This is a genomic window from Streptomyces gelaticus (genome assembly GCF_014649535.1).
In the GTDB taxonomy this organism is placed as follows: Bacteria; Actinomycetota; Actinomycetes; order Streptomycetales; family Streptomycetaceae; genus Streptomyces; species Streptomyces gelaticus.
In genome coordinates this window covers 81935-100981 of the sequence record NZ_BMTF01000013.1, presented here as the reverse complement: position 1 = coordinate 100981, position 19047 = coordinate 81935, and the positions used below count along the sequence as shown (strand labels likewise).

Sequence of the window (19047 nt, the reverse complement as noted above, 5' to 3'; positions counted from 1 at the left end):
GCCGACCGGAACCCCGTATGGACGAGCGGTGGTTCGAGCCTGCTGAGACCCTCTTCACAGGTCGGTGCTACGCGGCGAACCCGGGGAGCCGTTCCGCGATCCTGGGCATGTCGATGGCCCCCTGGCACACGTCCAGCACGAACTTCTCGGCCTCGTCGACATCGAAGTCCGCGCTCAGCCGGTGCCCGTTGATGTGCAGGAATACCCAGGTGGCATACCAAGCGATGCGCTTGTTCCCGTCGACGAGCGCATGATTGCGCGCCAGGGACTCCATGAGCGCCGCGGCCTTCTGCCACACGTCCGGATAGGCATCCTGGCCGAACACGCTCGCCTGCGGGCGGGCGAGTGCCGAATCGAGCAGCCCGTAATCGCGCACCTCAGCAGCCCCGAGGCGCTCGGCGAGGTTGAGCAGCTCGGGAAGTGTCAGGTACTTCATCAGGCGAGCCTCCGGTTGAGCTCCTCGCTCACCTTCAGCACGTGGTCCGCAGCCTCGTTGAAGAGGCGCGAATGTTCGTTTATGGCGGTGATCACCGCGTCGTGGGCGAACGACTGCATACTCCGCCCCTCCGACTCGGCGCGCGCACGCAGTGCGTCCAGCTCTTCTTCGGTGAACCGCAGATTCAGACCAGCCATGCGTGGATGGTACCGCGTGGTACCACGTGACACTAAGCCTTTGTCCGTACCCGCGCCGCCACCCACGCCCCCAGCAGCGCCACGCCCGCCATCGGCAGGAAGACCGCCGCGAACGCCGCCGGATGGGACCCCGCGGCCCCCGCCTGAGCCGCTTCGTGCACGGCCCCCACCGCACCGCCGCCCAGCGCGGCGAAGGCCGCTCCGCCCGCGGCGAGCAGCAGCACGTTCGACAGTCCGTCGGAGATCTGGAGGGCTGCCGAGTTCGCCCCCGCCTCCTCCGGCGCCGACAGCTTCAGCAGCAGCACGCTCGTCGACGCGATCACCACGCCCATGCCGAAGCACCCGAAGGCCCAGGCCACGGCCACGGTCCAGACCGGCACCGAGTCGATCAGCACGGACGGCGCGGCCGCAATCGCCGCGGCGACCAGCACCATGCCGCCCACCATCATCCGCTCCCGGTACGGCTCCAGGCGCGGCCGGGACTGTACATACGAACCGAGCGCCCAGGTCCCGCCCCCGGCCGCGAGCGAGAACCCGGCCATCGTGGGGCTGAGCCCGCGCTGGGTCACCAGCATCAGCGGTACGAACGACTCGGCGGCGATGAACGACCCGGCCGCCACCCCGCGCAGCAGCACCACCGAGGGCAGCCCGCGCGCCGCCCGCCCGGTCCCCGGGGGCAGCAGCCCGCGCACGGCGGGCACGAGCAGGGCGACACCCACGGCCGCCGGCAGCAGCGCGAACCAGTTCAGCTCCTGCCCCGCGTACTGGAGCAGCGCCGCGCCCAGCGAGATCCCGAGCGCGAGCAGGATGCGTCGCCGGTCGTACGGCTCGACGGGCGCCGAGGGATCGGCCGGCCCGGAGGCCCGCCGCCGGATCGCGGGCAGCGCGAGCGCCAGCGGGAACACCACGAGGACGGGGATGCCGACGAAGACCCACCGCCACCCCAGGTGCTCGGTCACGCTGCCGGCGGCGAGCGGCCCGACGACCGACGGGATCACCCAGCTCGCGGCGAAGGCGGCCAGGATCGACGGCTGCAGCCGCTTCGGGTAGGCCCGGCTGATCACCACGTACAACGCCACGATCACCAGCCCGCCGCCGAGCCCCTGGACGGCCCGCCCCGCGACGAAGACCCACATGCTCCCGGCGGTCCCGCAGAGCAGCAGCCCCGCCGCGAACGCGCTGATCCCGGTGGCGAGCGGCGCCAGCGGACCGCGCCGGTCCGCCCACTGCCCGGAGAGCACCATGGCGAAGAGGCTGGTGGTGAAGTACGCGGAGAACGCGAACGCGTACAGCCCGATGCCGTGCAGTTCACGCGCGGCGACCGGCATCGCGGTCCCCACAGCGGTCGCCTCGAAGGCGATCAGGAACACGACGGAGACGATGCCGATACTGAGCGCCCGGTAGGTCCGCCCGAGCACCCCTCCGGTTTCGACGCCAGGAGCCTCGGCGGCAAGCGGCGGGGCATCGACGTCGTCGCGCGGTTCCAGGGCACTCATGAGCCCAAGAGTAAGGGGCAAGGTTTCATTTGGGCCCTGTCGCGAGGCGGTCCTCCGGTCCTCCGTTGGTCGTAGGTCCACCACGCCGAACATGAACGCGGCATGGCAGTCGTATTGCACCCCGCCCCGCACTCTTGAACGGCCGGGACACCCGCCCCTACGGTCGAACCACGACAAGGAACACACGGCCGTGTGCCCGAGTGGTTCAGGGGCTCGACTGCAACTCGAGTTACACCGGTTCGAATCCGGTCACGGCCTCGCAGACGAAGCCGCCCGCCCCGTGAAGGTCCGGGACGGGCGGCTTTCCGGGTCCAGGACCCGACTCCGCCACCAAGAGAAACTCAGTTGGCAGTCCGGGGCTCCAGCACGGGCTTCTCGGGCAGCCCGCCGTTGTTCTCGCACTGCAGTTTCTTCGCCACGGCGAGGGATGCCGCATGCAGAACCGTCAGGTTCAGTTCCCGTGAATCAGACAGATTCTGCTCATGGCCCCTCGGTCGGCCAAAATTGCCGAGTATGCGCATCGGACGATTTTTCGAACCTTCGAACCGAGAGCTCACGCACTCGAAGTAGAGAGCAGCGGATGTCGGAGTCGCCTCGGACTGCTTTCCCATGGTGTAGAGCTTTCCCCCTGCCGGAAGCCGCAGATCTCCCACGTCCTGCGGCGCGTACATGGAAAATGCGATGCCCGCCCGCCCCTCTCTCCCCACGCCTTCCGGCGCGATCCGACACAAGGTGTCGCCCTGAGCCCAGCGATGGCCGGACTCGTACCCGGCCTCAAGTGCGTCGGCAACGCGGTCCATGGCATTCGGGTTGGTCCAGGCGAACGAAGTCGCACCCGTGACGGACTCAATCGTCTTCGCCAGCGACCCCTTGAACAGACCGTCACACACCTCCCCCGCCCCGACGTACTCCGGCGTCTTCTTCTCCTCGCCACACCCGGCAACCGATGCCCCGACAGCCATCAACAACCCGAATGTGCACAGCACCCGCCTCACGCGCACAGCTTCCACAGCCTTCACCTCCGCACGCCGTCCTACACCATCCGCCGACTCAATCTCCGGTCTCGGGATCGCTGCCTTGCTGGTCCTCACGGTCATTGCCTGTTGCATATCCGATTCTCATCGACTCCCTCATGTCCTGGCGGAATACAGAATCGGCAGCGGTCGTGTGCCGCTCCAGGAACCCATCCATGGGCGCCTCAGCCATGGACTCGCCAGATCGGAACACTCTGGTCTTCTCCTCACGAGTGAGTTCCTCGACCTTTTCCTTGTGCTCATCCACGGACTGGTCCGAGACATTCCCGATGAACTGACCGATGACATGTTCCACGGCTCCGCTGGCTGTATCGCTGCCCAGCGTGATGAGCGTTGCCGCCGCGCCTACGGCCGCGACGGGTGGCAGAAATGCGACCCCCGCGGCGACGCCCACACCTGCTCCGAACTCGATCCAACCGGACCGTGCGGCCACGGCCTTCTCGTAATCTTCTTGCTTCTTCATGTCCGACGCCACGACCTGATCCGCACGCGATTGGTCGAGCATGCCCTGAACCTCGGCACCTGTACCAACTACTGACCGCGCAGCACCCTGGTTGATCTCACCGCTCGAGTCCACCTGACGCTCCAGCATTCCGGCGGTATAGATCTGTTCTGCGCTCGAAAGGGTGGCGTATGCGTCTGGGTGCTGGCCCAGAGTACTGAGAAATTGACGCGCTACATCTCTTCCGTTGCCAGATACTCCATCACTATTCACGACGGAGAAGTCAAGGTGCCCTTCCGGGTTCCTACTCGGAGCAAATACACTGTCCGAGCCATTCTTTTCGAGCGACCAATTGATGTCATCGATATACCCGGCACCCATGATCCCAAGGCTGTCAGCCATCGCCTCCTGCTTTTTGAGCAGGCCGGCATCCGCGCCATACTTCTCCATGACGTCCCGCATGACGCCAGCGTTGCCTGCGTCCCGCACGACGCCGGCATCCGGACTGTCATACGGGTACCCGAGGGTCGCCGCCTCCAGTGCATGTCCGAGCGCGTCCGGCATGTAGCCGAGTGACCTCTTCTGTTCCTTCGGGTCAAGCGAGTCGACGTCCCCGAAGGACTCCCACTTCTCATTCCCGAAGAAGTCGAGGTAGTTGTCGATGGCCGCGCCATCCGCCTTTCCGAGGTCCGCCGTAGCATCCTTGTTGGCCGTGCCGTCCTCGTTGTACATGGTCGGGTCGTCGGAGAAGAAGTGCTTGGCTGCGTTCGGGCTGTGCCCCAGGGCTTCCAGCATGGAGACGGTGGGGTCGTATCCGGAACCGTTGACGCCGGAGGGGTTGAACGGGTTCTTGAACGAGCTGTTCACCACCTTGCTGTCGGCGAACATGTACGGGTCCTTCTGGTGCAGCTGCGCTACGTGTTCGGCAATCGGGTTCAGGAACTTCGCGTCGTAGTTCCCGTACCGCATGATCCCGCCGAGCAGTTGGTATCCGAACGGACCGCCACTGTCGTACTTGGTCAGCGGGATACGCTCGGTTCCGAGCTTGCGCAGCTCCGGACCCCACTCGGCGCTGAAATCCTTGTCACGGGAAGCCATGGCAAGATTGAGGCCCAGGTTCTTCTGGAGTGCCTGGACGTCCTTGAGTCGCTCCTTGTCGACCTCGCCGTACTTGTACGTATCGGTCGAGAGCTGACCGAAGAAAGCGAGCGAATTCTCCGGCGTCAGCTTCTTGTAGAAGCCCTTCGCGAACTCCGACGAATTACTGTTGTCGTGGAGCAGCTCGTTGAGCGCCTGAAGCTCGGTGTGCGTGATGTCGCGCCCCTTGGCGGCGAGTGCGGCAGCGCGGGCCGCTTCCTCCTGGTCCAGGCTTTCGTACTTCGGCGCGGTGAAGTCGCGGCGCTCGGCGACGTTGGCCTCAAGGGCGTTCTTGAAAGCGACATCCGTGTCATTGCAGTTGTCGACGATGAGGTCGATCTTCTTCTGCCATGCCTCGATCGCCTTCTTCTGCTGGCCCAGAATTTCGAAATAGTCGGGATCTCGGTTGGGCGAGACTCCTGACTTTTCGTAAGGGTGCCGAGCCGTGACCTTGCCCTTGGCGTCCACATGGATACCGGCCGCGGGCCCCTCGTCGTCGCGAATGCTGATCAGCTCATCCTTGGCCTTCTTGATGGCCGTGCAAGCGTCTTCGAGGATCTGTTTGACCCCCTTGGCCTCGGCAGCAGCATCCTTGAACTCCTTGGCCGTCTTGCCGATGAACCCCTTCGTGACGCCCGCGTTGACGCCCTCCCACTCGGCCTTGTCCGCTTTGGCCTTCATACCGTCACGGGCATCCTCGGCCAGTCGGTCCAGTTTGGCGACCATCTCCGACCAGTCGTCGGCCACCGCCTTCAGCTTGGCCACGGGCGCGTCGACAATGTCCTCGAACTTCAGCATGCGCCTGTTCCCCCACGTACTACTTCAGGTATTCGTTGAGCTTGGAGACAGAAATCAGGTCGCCGCCGATCTGGGCATCGTCCTTCGCATGGGCGGACTTGGTGTAGTCGAGATGGTTCGATATCTGCGCACAGGCATCGAGAAGTGTCTTCAGGTGCGTGTTCCACCGATCATGGACCTTCAACAGTGCAGACCCACTGGAGAAGTTGCCATTGGTGAGAGCGATCGCCGCATCGAAAGTCGAGGGGCGGGCGTGGTCACCCTCCTTGGAGAGCCGGTTGCGCAAACCATATGCATCGTGGCCAATGGCACCCAGATGATCCTGATTGACCGCCAGGTCAGCGTTTACGAGGCCAGCCTGACCGCCTGAGCCACTCTCGACCCCATTGAGTCGCATATCGACCTTTTGTGTCGATTCTGCACGAAGAGCCGCCCACTCCGCCTCGAATGTCATGAATCCCCCATGATCCATTCCCGGATGCCGACGAAGCCATTTCCGCAGGCGCTCACATCGACCTCTCAGTATCAGCTGACGTCCCCCGGGGGACACTCTCCCACCGGCCGCCACGCGGTCCAGGCATCATGCGCATCCAGAATCCCGCCCCGGCAGACCGCTGACCGCCGGAACGGTCTCCGCGTGAAGCCTGCCCATGGCCCGACTCCTCTCACGCACCCATCACCCGAGCCTGTTCGAGCCCCGCGAGAACCGCGTCCACAGACTGCTCCACGGTCTGCCCGGTCGTGTCCAGCCAGAGTCCGATCCGCGGCGTCTCCTCCCGCAGCGCCAGGTCCAGCGACTCCACGGTCCACCCCGCCCCGTACCCGCTCTTGCCCCGCCCGGCCTCCCGCTCGGCAACGGCACGCGGCCCGGGAGCGAGCACGACGACAAACAGCGGCCGCGTCCGTACGAGCTCGACGTACCCGGCCAGTTCCTCCCCCAGCACTACGTCCTGCACAACAGCGGTCCAACCCTCACCCGCGTAGGTGTCGGCCGTCATCGCGGACAGCCGGTACCGGAGCCGGAGTTGAGCCGCGGCCTCCTCGTACGCCCCCGGCACCATCTCCGCCCGCCCCGACACCACCATCCGCCGGAAGACATCCCCGCGCACATGAACGGCCCGCGGCAACCGCTCGGCGAGGGCCTGGGCCACGGTGGACTTCCCGGAAGCCATCACGCCGGTGATGAGGACAACGGCGGGTCCGGGCCCGCAGTGCCCCGGGTCCTGATCTCCTTCTCCACGCACAGACACCATCACGTCGTCGTCCACCTTTCTTCCTGGGACACGGCACGCCACATTCCCTGACTTCAGTCATTTCCGCCTCGGGGCCCATGCCCCCTGCGGTCCCCGACTACTGCCGAAGTGGCTCGTCGGAGGACCAGAAGTCAGAACGCTCCCGCGGCCTCAGGTCCTCCGCCTTCGGCCCGCCGGGGTGGCCGGGAGTCCCCGTTGGATAAGTCATCGCAGAGTTCTCGGCACAGTTGAATCCCGCACTGACAGAGACGTTGCCGATGCTGCCGACGTCCAGGGAGACGGTGAATCCATCAGCATTCCTGGCCCGGATCCGTGGCATGTCCTTGTCCGAGTTGACGCTGACGACCCGGAAGCCCTGACGTTCCCAGTATCGCTGGACGAGTCCCAACAGGTTGCCGCGTCGCTGCTCGGAGACCACGGTGAGGATATTCCTGCTACGGGTGACGGTCGTGGTGCCGGTCGGTTCGTTGAGACCAGTGCTGCACGCCGCTTCCGCGGGTGCACCGTAGGTCCATTCCACGGGCGGACGGATGGCCGCTAGCGTGCCGTCGAGTAGTGCTTCCGAGCGCTGCCCAGCCTGCTGCATGTCCATCGCGGGTGCCTTCTTTTCCTTCTTTCCATGAATGTCTGTACCGTTCTGCCCATCGCCTGTTCCACAGGCGGCGAGCGCCGCAACCATGAGCACGCAACCCAGCAGCCGTACCCGTCCGAACACGGGCTTCACCTCGGTGCCGCATTCTGGATTTTGTCACCATGACCGGCCACGACGCTCGCAATGTTGTTCAGGGAATCGCCGCCCTCGATCGGGTCGAAGTAGATCGAATGCGCGGGCAGGTCTCCGGTCGCGAGCCCAGCAAGGCCCGTATCCTTGCCGGGGGCCACGCTGAAGTGATGGCCCCCGAAATGGTTGTCAGCGGGGTCTGTACCGAACCAGTTCTTTTTAGGACCGTACTCGCTCCCTGGAGCGACGTACTCCAAAGGATTGGACGTGGGAAGGTTGGTTACCTGGTCGTTCTCCGCCGCTCCGACATAGACGTGGCCGGTTCCCACCCCGAGGTCGGACGCCTTATCGACGCCGACGCCCGGACTACCAACAAGGACCACATCGTCGGCGGGGATTCCGCCAGGCTGCTGAGTGGCCTGCCCCACGGTCAGAGATCCGTATGAGTGTCCGATGGCCGTCACATGCGGTGAGCCGGATTCATGGGTAGCCCGAATGCCGTTCAAGAAGCTGTCATAGGCAGGGGCCCCGGCCTTGGCGTCACCCTCCCGCATAACGTCGGTAGCCGACCACTTGAAACCGTCCAACTGGGGTGCGTCGTAGCCGAGCCAGACGATGGAGGCGGTCGTGGTGTCCGGGTACATCTTGTTCGCGGTGTGTGCCACGTTCCAGGCTCGGTCCACGTCCGATGACGCAAAGTGTCCGCTCAGCTTGGTATTCAGGCCCGGCACATATGCAGAAACGTTCTTCGAACTGTCCGGATTGCCGAACGAAACGATAGCCCGACCGTTGCCTTCTGAGCCCATTCCGAGCAGATACGGACGGGGTTCTCGGCCCCGGTCCAGTTGCTGCTGGATGCCTTTCACACCCTCGATCTTGTCTTTGAGTACTGTCGCCTCGTCCCCGACCGCCCCGGCATAGTCGGCCTCCAAACTACTCAACAGCAGTGGCAGGTAAGTCCGATTGGCTCTGTCACGGTCGGCTGCCGGAATCCCGTCGCGATTCCCGATCTGCTGCGGGTAGTCGTGGATCAGCTCTGCCTGCAGGCTGGGGGAGAGCCCCGCCCACCATGCCTGTACGGCCGCGGGCGAGGCCCCCTTTTGCGGCATGCCGAGCTCGGACAACAGCTCGCTGTTGAGTCCGTTCGCGGTCGCCAACTCCAGCAGGCCGGCGCTCCAGTCGCCCTTGGCACACCGTTTGGCCGCGTCGGTGAAAAGCTTGATCGCCGCCGCGTATTCCTTGTCGGCTGCCTGTGCCGCGCTCAGGGCATCACCAATCCGGCCAGCGTACTCCTGAGCGTGAGCCGCGTGGTCACGGTTCATCATCGCCACATCACCTGGTGCCAGATTTTTGACATCGACAGTCGGGGCGGTGACCGCACCATCATCAGCGACCTTGTAACCCGCCTCCGTGGCGTCTGCAACGGCTTCCCTGAGCCGGACCTGGTGGGTGGCCAACTCCTCGCCACAGGCCCTCAGCACGGTACCCACCCCGTCTAGTTCTTGCTTGGCAACGTTCAGATCACGCTGCATCCGGGCGAGCCGATCAGCAGCGGACTCGGCAGCCACCCCACCCCAGATGCCCTGCTGCGTGATCGGACGGTGCAGATACCTGCCGAAGTCACGGGCATGGGCGGTGAAGCCCTCTGCCAGCCTGTCCCAGACATCTCCGGCATCGGTCAGCAGAAGCGGCTTGGCGTCACGGAGTTCCGAGACTCGCATGCTCAGCGCCCTCCGTTCGCCAGCGGGGACGTCGTGATTCCAGGGGCATACGGGCCAGCGGAACCCGGGGCGTAGGGGCCGAGACCGAGGAACGAATGGCGGCGCTCCTGGTCCTCTTGGGTGAAGCTCTTACTGGAGTTGCTGACCGCGTCCGCGGCGTTCCCCACCATGCCTGCCAAAGAACGCAGTGCCTTCGTCCACTCCTCCAGGCAGTCATCGATCGCTTGAGCGGACTGAAAACCGGTGAGACCGGCGACCGCCGCATCCGTCGGCGCGAACAGGACCTTGATGTCTTCCGGTATGTCCTGGGCAACCTTGCGTGCGGCCTCACCCGCTTTCCCGACCTCACCCGGCTCGATCCAGAATCCCTGCGTTCCGCCGCCAATCGGTGTGGACATGCGTACCCCCTCAGTATTTGAAAATCTACAGGCTAAACACCGGGGCTCCCTTGGCCCTGAGCACGCGTTCTCGGGGCCGGAGAAGAACGTGAGCTTCTCACAGTTCATGAAGCCCCTGGTCCACGGGTGACCCTATTCCCCATCGATCAGTCGAGGCCCGCGGAACAACACGTCGACCACCTTGCTGCCAGATTTCATCGGATGACTCAAGACTCATAGGAACCGAACGACTGAGGATTCCACATATGGACTCAATTCCTCGGCACTTCACCATATGAGGGTCCGCCATGGGGTGAGTTGTTTCCGGGGAGCGCAGGGGAAGAAGGTCCGAAGGACGGGGGTGTGGGCTGAGGCTGTGGTTGCTGGTACGGGTTGGGGTACAGGGGTTGATACGGGTACGCGGGTGGGGCAGTTGCGGGGCCGGACTTGCGACGGCGGGAGCGGACGGCCAGGACTGCCGCCACTGCGCCGATGAGCGCGACCGCGCCTACGCCCAGCCCGATCCAGATCCCCGTGTTCCCTTTGCTGTCCTCGGAAGCGGGGGCTGAAGCAGCCGACTTGTCGGCGTCCGCTGAACCCTCGGTCGCCTTGGAAGGCTTGGTGGAAGGGCTGGGGCTCGAGCTCTCGGCCGCCGCGAGGTCGGGGAGCGGGTACACGTCGGGCGGGCCGGGGTCGCCGGGGTTCTTGAGGGCGATGCGGGGGCGGACCGCGCCGTATCCGATGTAGTCGTTGCGCTTCGCGCCGCTGGTCGAGCGACCTGCGGTGTTCAGCATGACGCGGAGGACCTGGTTGTTGGTCCAGTCGGGATGCTTGGCCCAGATGAGGGCAGCTGAGGCTGAGGCGATGGCGGTGGCGTCGCTGGTTCCACTCGTCTTGCACAGCTGAGTTCCACCTGTGCAGGGGTGGACCATGTCGATTCCGGGGGCCGTGAAATCAATCTGCGGCCCGTACTGGGACTCGTCAGTTTTCTTAGCGTCGTGATCGATGGCGCCAACGCCAACGACTCCAGGGGTTCCGACTGGGTACTCAAGCAGGTTGGCCCCGTCGCCACTGTTGCCCGCCGCAGCAAAGATCAACGCCCCATTGTCGAGGGCGTATTTCACCGCATCCGTAAGCGCTTGCGATCCCGACTGCGCGCCCAGGGAAATGTTGATGACTTTCGCACCGCGCCCTACCGCGTACCGAATTGCCACGGGAGCAATCCTGTTGAACTTTTCATCCCCTTCTGCCTGGGTTGCCCCCACTCCGGATTCAGGCATACGGACCGGAAGAATCTTCGCTCCTGGTGCAAGCCCGAACGCACCGTTCCCTCCGTTACTCCGGCCGGTCCCTGCAATCAGTCCAGCCATGCTCGTGCCGTGACCGTCATAGTCAGTGTGCTCGTCACCCTTGACGTCCGGCTCCAGATTCTTTCCCTTGAGAATCTGCCCCACGAGATCGGGATTCTCCGGATCCACACCACTGTCGAGCACAGCAACAACAACGCCCTTGCCCGTACTTGTCTTCCACATCTCGTCGGCCTTCATGGCGTCGAGGTGCCACTGCATGGAACGCGTGGAGTCGGCGAGCGCGGGCCCAGCAGAACCGCCCATCAGGAGTACGCCCAACACGGCCGACACCAAGGTTCGCCCTCGTGTGACTCCCCTGTTCCTGATGTACATGCGAATCCTTCGTGAGTTCACTGTTTGATCAGTCGATGACTGGCGGGGCAACACGTCGGCTGCCTTGCTGCCAGGTCTCATCGTCTTCGACCAGGTAGTCGGGCCTCTCACCGTCACCGTCGCGCCCCGTCACGCGCGTTCGAGAGCCTTGAGGGGCACTCCCACCACCCCGTCCTACCGGCCCCGCACCGCGCTCGGGATCGCCCGCGGCGCCGCCTCTCACCAGGCCCGACCCGCCAGGCGTGAACGGGCGCGTGCCCGCCTGCCCCTGCTGCTGGCGTCCCCCAACAACACCGCCCACCTCCCCTGCCAATCGACGACCACCGCCAATTGCGTTCGGAGAGACGACGGGACCCATTCCACCGCCCATGCCCGGGGCACGGCCCATAGGCGCAGTGCCGTGAACGTTCTCGCTGCCGATGACCGTGCCACGCGGGATGCCAACCGCGAAACGTCCTGGGCCTGGGGGTACAACGCGACCACCGGTGATCCCATTGGGCCCGGGGGCGCGGCCCGTCGGCCCGGGACCAAGCGGAGTCACCCCCGGGGCTGACACTGGCGTGCGCGGCAGTCCCGTCGTTCTACCTCCTCCACTCGTGCTGCGCGGTGCGGAAGGGCTGAGATTGGGAACAGGAGGCATGGCACCCAGGGTCGGCGGGGGAACCACGTCATGCCTTGGCCCGGTTGGCGGCAGCACAGGACTCGCGACCGGAGGCGCCGGAGTATCCGGTGGTACGGCCACTCCATCGATCCCCATGTCCACCGGCCTCGAGGCTGAAGGCGACCCGGTGCGTGGGAAGGCGCCCATGCCTTCAGCAGGCGCGATCACACCAGCCGACGCTTCGGTGCCGTGTCCGGGTGCGCTGGCATACCCGGCAGCTCCAGCGGCAGATCCGAGCCCAGACCCGACGTGTCCGTCTTGTCCCCCACCACGCCCCTCAATGGCCTGCGGAGCAATCACCTTCGGCATCGCCGGAAACACCGGCTTCTCCAGAGAAGTCATCTGCGACGACGAGAAGGTGTACGTCTGCGACAGCCTCCGCATCTGCGCGGCCGCCTCCTCGCGGTTCCTCTTTCCGGACTCGATCAGCGTCTCCGCGGACTTCTTCGCCACCTCCGAAGCATCCGGATCGTTCCGTGCCGCGAGAGCCGCCTCCATGTTCGCCTGCGCACCCGCCTCGGTCCGCGGAATCGAGGCCTGGGCCGACGCAACCGCGTTCGACGCCTCACTCAGCCACTTGGAGACCCCCTCGCTGTAGTCCCCGAGGCGCAACGTCGCGTTGGCCAGATCTGCACTCCACCTACGGAATGCATCGGCTCCTTGACCCTTCCAATCCACCAACTGCGGGCGGACCTTCAGGTCCTCACCGATCTTGTGGATCTCCGATGCCGCGCTCAAAAGGCGATCCGCCGCTGCCTGCATCTCGCCGCTGTTGGCCTGGTCCAGCCACTCCAGCATCTGCGCGTGCGTCTTGTTGTCGAAATCCGTACCCATGACGCCGTCCTTCTCCCCGTCCCCGTCATCCGCCTGCAGAGCACATCACGTCAGCATCAGAAGATGCCGACTTCGGACACATGCTTCTGCTCGGCCTTGTGGTGGGCATTCGTGCGCCCGCGGATCGCGAGCATGCGGTCTCGCACGTCCAAGTCGACGTTCTCGTAGCCCTTGTGCGCCCCGAGGACAGCGATGCTCATGCCCTCGATGGAGTCGGAGAGCAGTTGGGACAGCTCCTCCAGCTCCTTGATGACCTTGGAGTACGAGCCGTGCAGAGCGTCCGCTTCCGACCACTGGCCCTTGCCGCCACCGAAGCGCTCCCGTCCCATCGTGTCCTCGCCGACCTTCCCGGGGCCGGCCGGAGATCCCTTGAGGTCACGGAGGAGCCCGTCGATGCGGTCGCGGAACTTCGTGAACGACGTGAGTTCGGTGACCAGTTCGTTCGCGGCGCCCGGGGAGATCGCCCCGGCCGCTCCTACGGCACCGATGACGGCCCATGGGTATGCCGGTGAATCCGTCCCCGGATCGCTCTGTCCCACAGCGTCCTCCCCCGTTTGGCAACAGCCGTTCGCCGCTTCGAGGTTCACCTTAGTCAGCGGTGGTGACACTGTGCATCTCCGGGTTGCATCTGCAACCCGGATCGCGCCATTCGTGCAGGGCTCAGGAGTTGGGGGACGCCACCGCCGCCTGGGGTCTGATGGGGAGGCGGTTTATCGGGCGGCCGGTGGCCGCGCGTACTGCTGCGGCCACTGCTGCCGGGGACGTCACCACGGGGACCGCGGAGGCGGGCTTGGCGCCGAAGGGGGCCACCACGTCGCGTTCCTCGATGAGTTTGACGATGCGAATTTCGGGCGCGTCCAGGGCGGTCGGGAGCGCGTAGCCGGTGAGGTCGGGGTGGCGGATCAGGCCGCGGGCGCTGCGGAGGTTCTCGGTGAGGGCGGCGCCGATGCCCTGGGTGACGCCGGCCTCGATGCGCGTCGCCAGCTGGGACGGGTTGAGGACCCGGCCGACGTCCTGGGCGATCGCCATCTCCACGACCCGGACGGAGCCGAGTTCGATGTCGACGTCCACCACCGCGCGGATCGCGCAGAAGGCGAGGCCGACGAAGGCGTCGCCCTGGCCGGATTCGTCGAGGGGTTCGGTCGGGTGGGGGCGGCACTGGGCCGTGGCCCAGAGTTCCTTGCCGTCCATCGCTTCCGTGACCGTCGTGGACAGCACACCGTCGTACGAGGTGATCTTGCCGTCGGCGATCTGCAGCAGCTCCGTGGACATGCCGAACTTGTGGGCCAGGGGCTGGAGGAGCTGGGTGCGGACCATTCTGGCGGCGCGCTCCACCGCTCCGGCCGACACCCAGGTGTGGCGGCCGTGCGTCGCCGGACCGGCCGGGGGCTGGTCGGTGTCGACGGACGCCACGTGGACCTCTTCGATGCCCAGGGTCTCCTGGACGACCTGGCGGGCGAGGGTCGAGAAACCCTGGCCCGTTTCGACCGCCGCGCAGATGACCGTGGCGATGCCGTCGTGGACCCTGACCGTCGCCGTGGAGACCTCGTCGGCACCCTCCGCGCCGAGCATGTGGACCATGCCGAGCGCGTAGCCGACCCCTCGGCGCACCGCACCGGGCTCGCCCGCGCCCTCGGGGCCGCCGGGGAGCAGCCAGTCGTCCTCCGGGGCGTCCTTGGGGAGAGCGGGGAGGGGGAAGTCCCGTACGGAGGTGAGGAGTTCGGAGACGGGCGCGGGGCAGGTGACCGTCTGGCCGGTGGGCAGGATGTCGCCGGTGGACAGGGCGTTGCGCAGGCGCAGTTCGGCCGGGTCGATGCCGAGCTTGGCAGCCAGCTTGTCCATCTGGCCCTCGTACGCCGCGCAGACCTGCATCGCGCCCTCGCCGCGCACATGGCCCGACGGCGGGTTGTTGGTGCGGACGGCCCAGCCCTCGATGAACGCGTGCGGGACGACGTACGGTCCGCAGGCGAACGCCACCGCCGCGGCCAGCGACTCGGACGAGGAGTCGGCGTACGCGCCCGCGTCGAGCAGGATCTGCGCCTCGACCTTCACCAGCCGCCCGTCGGCGTCCGCGTGGTGGCGGTAGCGCAGCAGTGTCGGGTGTCGGTGGGAGTGGCCGAGAAAGGACTCCTCGCGGGTGGCGGTCAGCTTGACCGGACAGCCGGTGCGCAGGGCGAGCAGGCCGAGCGGGAGCTGGAAGCCGGGGTCCTCGCGGTCGCCGGTCGCACCGGGGACGCCCGTGACGACGACCTTCACCCGTTCCGGTTCGAGGCCGAAGCAGGCGGCGGCGAGATCGCGGTCGGTGTGCGGGTCGGTGGATGCGGTGTAGATCTCCACCCCGCCGTCGGGGCGGGGCACGGCGAGTCCGGCCTCGGCGCCGATCGGGGCCGGGTCCTGGCGGCCGATGCGGTACAGGCCCTCGACGACGACCTCGCCGGTGGCGTCCGGGTCCCCGTAGCGCAGCGGGATGTGGCGGATCAGATTGCCGTCGGGGTGGAGCGGTTCGGCGGCGAACGCCTTCTCCGGGTCGGTGACCGGTTCGAGGACCTCGTACTCGACGGCGATGGCCGCGGCGGCGAGCCTGGCGGTGTCGGGGTGGTCGGCGGCGACCGCGGCGATCGGCTCGCCGTGGTGGCGGACCAGGTCGGACGCGAAGACCGGGCGGTCGACGACCCTGCGGCCGTACGCGCCCTCCCCGGGGATGTCCTCGTGCGTGATGACGGCCCGTACGCCTGCCATCTCGGCGGCGGCCGAGGTGTCGATGGACAGGATGCGGGCGTGCGGATGCGGGGAGCGGAGGACGGCCGCCCAGAGCAGGCCCTCGGCCCAGAGGTCGGCGGCGTACGGGAAGGTGCCCTCGGTCTTGGCGCGCACATCGGCTGGCGGCAGCGAGACGCCGAGGCCGAGTGCGGGCGGCTCGGTGTCGGGGCCCTCCGTCACCGGAGTGGTGATCCTTGTGCTGGTCGCGTTGGCAGCGGTGGCTGCGTCGTTGCTCACGCCATGCCTCCGTCCTGCGGGTGCGACTGGACGCCACCGGCCCCGGGGGCCGCCTGGTGCGGGATGCGGACCTCGTCGGGCTCCGGGGACGTGGAGTCCGACGAGGCTGGGTCGATGGTGGCCTCGCGGCCTGCGATGACCTCGTTGACGGCGTCGAGGACACCGCGATAGCCGGAACAGCGGCAGAGATTTCCGCAGAGCGCCTGGCGCGCCTCCAGCTCGCTGGGGGCGTGGTTGCCCTCCAGCAGGTCGTGGACGGTCATGGCCATACCGGGAATGCAGAAGCCGCACTGGACGGCGCCGCACTTGGCGAGGGCGCGCTGCACGTCGGACGGCTCGCCGTCCACGGCGAGGCCCTCGACCGTACGCACCTCGCTGCCGGCCGCGGTCGCCGCGGGGACCAGGCAGGAGGCGACCAGCCGGCCGTCCACCTGGACGCTGCACGCGCCGCACTCGCCCTGCGAGCAGCCGTCCTTGGCACCGGCCAGGCCGAGGCGCTCACGGAGCACGTAGAGGAGCGACTCTCCGATCCAGGCGTCGGTGACGGGGCGGTCGGCGCCGTTCACACGCAGGACGTAGGAGGCAGCGGGATGCTCGTTCGGGACGCCGAGCGGCTGGGGGTCGACGGCCGGCCGGGGGTCGACGGCCGGCTGAAGCTCGGTGGTCGGCTGGGCGTCGGCGGCCGGTTGGGCGTCGGCGGCCGGCTGAAGCTCGGTGGTCGGCTGGGCGTCGGCGGCCGGTTGGGCGTCGGCGGCCGGTTGGAGGGCGTCGAGCGGCTCGGAATCGGGAGACTCGGCGTCGGGGGTCTGCGCTTCGGACGGTGCTGTGTCGGCCGACGGGTCCGGTGCGGCGTCGTGGGCGACCACGGGCTGCGGGGCGTCGGCGGTCGGCTCCGGTGGCCGGCCCGCCGAGTGCTGCTCGGGCACGGCCTCCGTCGGACGCTCGGAGTCGGAGGGGGCCTCGTCCGAAGCCGAAGCGTGGTCGGAGACCGTCTCCGGTGCCTCAGCGGGGGCCGGAGCCACCTCGGGTGCCGGTACCTCCGCGGGTGCCAGTGCCACCTCGGGTGCCGGTACCTCCGTGGGTGCCGGAGCCACCTCGGGGGCCAGTGCCTCCTCAGGGGCCAGTGCCTCGGGATCGGGAGTGGGTTCGGGAGCGGGCGCGGGCTCAGGGATGGGCTCCGGCTCGGGGGTCTGCTGCTGCGTCGCCCACGGTGCGGGCGCACCGCCCGGCAGCGTGGCCGGCGGGGTCCGGTCCCCGTACCACTGGGCGGCCAGGGCCGAGGCGGCGAATTCGCCGGACTCCTCCGGGAGATCACCGTCGGCGACCGGGATCGTCCACTGCCCCGTGTGGCCACCGTGGCCGGCATGACTCGCATGGTCGACGTGGCCGGTCGGCTCCGCGTTCTCGACGTGGCCGGTCGGCCCCCCGTGCTCGACGTGGCCGGTCTGACCCGCGTGGTCGCCCTGATCCACGTGGCCGGCCTGGCCGGTGTGGATGCCGAACTCCGTGGACTCGGTGAAGTTCCACTGGCCCGTGGCCGTCCCCTGCGTCTCTCCGTACTGCTCCTGCGAGTACGCGTCGTGGGGGAGCTGCGGGACCTGCGGGACCTGGGAGGTGTCAGGGGCCTGCGGGTACTGGTACCCGTAGTCGTACGGGCCCTGCTGCTGGTTCGGGTCCGGCCAGTGCACCGCCCCGGGTGCCGACTGCTCGGCGCCGGGACCGTGCTCCTGCGGGTTCTGCGTCTGTACGACCCAGCTGCCCGTGGCCGACGGGTCGAGCCCGGCCGCGGGCGTCAGCGGCAGGATCATCGGCGGTACGTAGCCGTGACCGGGCGCGGCCAGCGGGATGTTCGCCAGGTCCTCCGGCGGCAGGTGGACGAAGGCCGTGGCATCGGCGTCGTACTCGCTGCCCTGCGGCGTCGGCTGCCAGCCCCCGTGCTGCAGGTGCTCCTGCTGCCCGTACTGATCGTTGCGGTCCTCGTTGCTCACGACAGTGCCCTCCCCAGCGCGCGTCGGGCCAGCGCGGCGACGGTCCGCCGCAGGTGCAGTACGGCGGGGGGCAGCGGTGGCGCCTCTCCCCCGTCGGCGGGCGGTTCCTGGTCCGGGATGCAGGCCGCGGCGACGTACTCGCCGAAGGCGGTCAGCGCGTCGGGGGCCAGGCCCCGTTCACCGTCCCAGTCGATCAGTGAGGCGATCCAGCGCTCGGCCTCCAGCGGCCGCAGCGGCATCGGCGCGATGGCGCCGACCGCGCAGCGCACCCCGCGCCGGGCCGGGTCGAGGACGATCGCCACGGACGCGGTGGCGCGGCCGGGGCCGGTGCGGCCAGTGGCCTTCAGGAAGACCTGGGGGGCGTGCAGCAGGGGCACCCGGACGAAGCCGATGAGCTCGGCGGGTTCGAGCATGGCGCGGCCGGCCAGCAGGTGCGAGACCGGGATCTCGCGGCGGGCGCCGCCCGGCCCGGCGACGACCAGCTCGGCCTCCAGCGCGGCGAGCACCGGCAGGGCGTCGCCGGTCGGGGCCGCGGTGGCGATGTTGCCGCCGAGCGTTCCGGCGTTGCGGATCTGGGGCGGGCCCGCGGCGCGTGCCGACGCGGCCAGGGCGGGGATGAGGGCGGCGAAGTCGGGCCGGCCCATGCGCGCATGGGTGAGTCCGGCGCCGAGCAGGGCGTGGCCGTCCTGGTAGTGCCAGCCGCGCAGCTCGCTGATCCGGCCGAGGCCGACCAGACCCGAGGGGCGCAGCAACCCCTTGTTGACGGCCGACATCAGGTCTGTGCCGCCTGCCACAGGAACGGCGGCGGGCATGGCGCCGAGTGCCGCCACGGCCTCGTCGAGCGAGGCCGGCAACGTCACGGACTGCGTCGCCTGCGGTGCGTGCGTGGTCAACCCAGCTGCCCCTTCCCGGTGTCCCGGCTGTCCGGCTGTTTCGCCGTACGGTACGTGCTCAAAGCCTGGACGTGGCAACTCTGGCACATCTTCGGATCGGACCGACGCGAGGGTCCACGAAGGGCGCATCCATCACTGATCAGGGGAATGTTCCCGTTTCGGGCCGCTTCGACCCGCTTCGGCGCCGAGTGCGAATTGCGAATCTTCGCCCTGTCCTGCTGCCGATTGTTCCTCAGCAGCACTCCGGCGCGAGGCCGGTTGCGGAGCCCCGCCGTGATGCCCCGTCGTGGAGCCCCGGTGCGGGGGCCGTTGCCACAGGGCGAGTTCCGGACAAAAAACCGCCGGCCGGCCCGCCCGTTTCGGAGCGCGCCGGCCGGAGT

16 protein-coding genes and 1 tRNA gene are annotated in these 19047 nt (G+C 67.6%); 2 read left to right on the top strand and 15 right to left on the bottom strand.

Features of this window, described 5'->3' with window-relative positions; all coding sequences use genetic code 11:
* Nucleotides 1–67: 67 nt before the first annotated feature.
* Genes IE107_RS19800 through IE107_RS19790 form a run of 3 tightly spaced genes read right to left on the bottom strand, consistent with a single transcriptional unit; the run spans nucleotide 68 to nucleotide 2129 of the window.
* Entirely contained in the window at nucleotides 68–436 is a 369-nt protein-coding gene (locus tag IE107_RS19800) for a type II toxin-antitoxin system death-on-curing family toxin (RefSeq protein WP_189545141.1), read from the bottom strand.
* On the bottom strand, nucleotides 436–633 hold the full coding sequence (locus IE107_RS19795) for an Arc family DNA-binding protein (RefSeq protein ID WP_114249050.1): 198 nt from the start codon (nucleotides 631–633) through the stop codon (nucleotides 436–438). The genes IE107_RS19800 and IE107_RS19795 overlap by 1 nt, the downstream gene beginning before the upstream one ends.
* 32 nt (nucleotides 634–665) lie before the next feature.
* Entirely contained in the window at nucleotides 666–2129 is a 1464-nt protein-coding gene (locus IE107_RS19790; protein ID WP_189545140.1) for an MFS transporter, read from the bottom strand.
* A 186-nt stretch (nucleotides 2130–2315) separates the two neighbouring features.
* Between IE107_RS19790 and IE107_RS19785 the strand changes: the two genes are divergently transcribed.
* A tRNA-Cys gene (locus IE107_RS19785) sits at nucleotides 2316–2387 on the top strand.
* An 83-nt stretch (nucleotides 2388–2470) separates the two neighbouring features.
* Here the strand turns inward: IE107_RS19785 and IE107_RS19780 are convergent.
* From IE107_RS19780 to mycP, 8 genes are all read right to left on the bottom strand, one after another.
* Nucleotides 2471–3139, bottom strand: coding sequence for a hypothetical protein (locus tag IE107_RS19780; RefSeq protein ID WP_189545139.1), 669 nt, complete (start codon nucleotides 3137–3139; stop codon nucleotides 2471–2473).
* Nucleotides 3140–3179: 40 nt separating this feature from the next.
* Nucleotides 3180–5540 carry a hypothetical protein gene (locus IE107_RS19775; RefSeq protein ID WP_189545138.1) on the bottom strand — a complete coding sequence of 787 codons (2361 nt, stop codon included), beginning with the start codon at nucleotides 5538–5540 and terminating at the stop codon, nucleotides 3180–3182.
* Nucleotides 5541–5559: 19 nt separating this feature from the next.
* Nucleotides 5560–5994 carry a hypothetical protein gene (locus tag IE107_RS19770; protein ID WP_189545137.1) on the bottom strand — a complete coding sequence of 145 codons (435 nt, stop codon included), beginning with the start codon at nucleotides 5992–5994 and terminating at the stop codon, nucleotides 5560–5562.
* 211 nt (nucleotides 5995–6205) lie between these two features.
* Complete coding sequence (locus IE107_RS19765) at nucleotides 6206–6793, bottom strand: AAA family ATPase (RefSeq protein ID WP_189545241.1); 588 nt, start codon at nucleotides 6791–6793, stop codon at nucleotides 6206–6208.
* Between the two features lie 97 nt (nucleotides 6794–6890).
* A complete protein-coding gene (locus tag IE107_RS19760) occupies nucleotides 6891–7508 on the bottom strand; it encodes a hypothetical protein (RefSeq protein ID WP_229867105.1) in 618 nt (205 codons plus the stop codon).
* Nucleotides 7509–7513: 5 nt separating this feature from the next.
* On the bottom strand, nucleotides 7514–9235 hold the full coding sequence (locus IE107_RS19755; protein ID WP_229867104.1) for an alpha/beta hydrolase: 1722 nt from the start codon (nucleotides 9233–9235) through the stop codon (nucleotides 7514–7516).
* Between the two features lie 2 nt (nucleotides 9236–9237).
* Nucleotides 9238–9633: a hypothetical protein gene (locus IE107_RS19750; protein WP_189545136.1), complete on the bottom strand. Its 396-nt coding sequence runs from the start codon at nucleotides 9631–9633 to the stop codon at nucleotides 9238–9240.
* Nucleotides 9634–9884: 251 nt separating this feature from the next.
* Complete coding sequence (gene mycP, locus IE107_RS19745) at nucleotides 9885–11294, bottom strand: type VII secretion-associated serine protease mycosin (protein WP_189545135.1); 1410 nt, start codon at nucleotides 11292–11294, stop codon at nucleotides 9885–9887.
* A 941-nt stretch (nucleotides 11295–12235) separates the two neighbouring features.
* Here mycP and IE107_RS19740 point away from each other — a divergent pair.
* The gene (locus tag IE107_RS19740) at nucleotides 12236–12553 is read left to right on the top strand and encodes a hypothetical protein (protein ID WP_189545134.1); all 318 of its coding nucleotides are present in this window, start codon (nucleotides 12236–12238) and stop codon (nucleotides 12551–12553) included.
* Nucleotides 12554–12845: 292 nt separating this feature from the next.
* Here the strand turns inward: IE107_RS19740 and IE107_RS19735 are convergent, their stop codons facing one another.
* The 4 genes from IE107_RS19735 to IE107_RS19720 all read right to left on the bottom strand — a co-directional run bounded on the left by IE107_RS19735 (nucleotide 12846) and on the right by IE107_RS19720 (nucleotide 18667).
* Nucleotides 12846–13328 carry a DUF2563 family protein gene (locus tag IE107_RS19735; protein ID WP_189545133.1) on the bottom strand — a complete coding sequence of 161 codons (483 nt, stop codon included), beginning with the start codon at nucleotides 13326–13328 and terminating at the stop codon, nucleotides 12846–12848.
* Nucleotides 13329–13449: 121 nt separating this feature from the next.
* Nucleotides 13450–15786, bottom strand: coding sequence for a xanthine dehydrogenase family protein molybdopterin-binding subunit (locus tag IE107_RS19730; RefSeq protein ID WP_189545132.1), 2337 nt, complete (start codon nucleotides 15784–15786; stop codon nucleotides 13450–13452).
* Nucleotides 15783–17774, bottom strand: coding sequence for a (2Fe-2S)-binding protein (locus IE107_RS19725; RefSeq protein ID WP_189545131.1), 1992 nt, complete (start codon nucleotides 17772–17774; stop codon nucleotides 15783–15785). Before IE107_RS19725 ends, IE107_RS19730 begins: the two co-directional genes overlap by 4 nt.
* Nucleotides 17771–18667, bottom strand: a complete 897-nt coding sequence (locus IE107_RS19720) for an FAD binding domain-containing protein (protein WP_189545130.1) — start codon at nucleotides 18665–18667, stop codon at nucleotides 17771–17773. Before IE107_RS19720 ends, IE107_RS19725 begins: the two co-directional genes overlap by 4 nt.
* Between the last annotated feature and the right edge of the window lie 380 nt (nucleotides 18668–19047).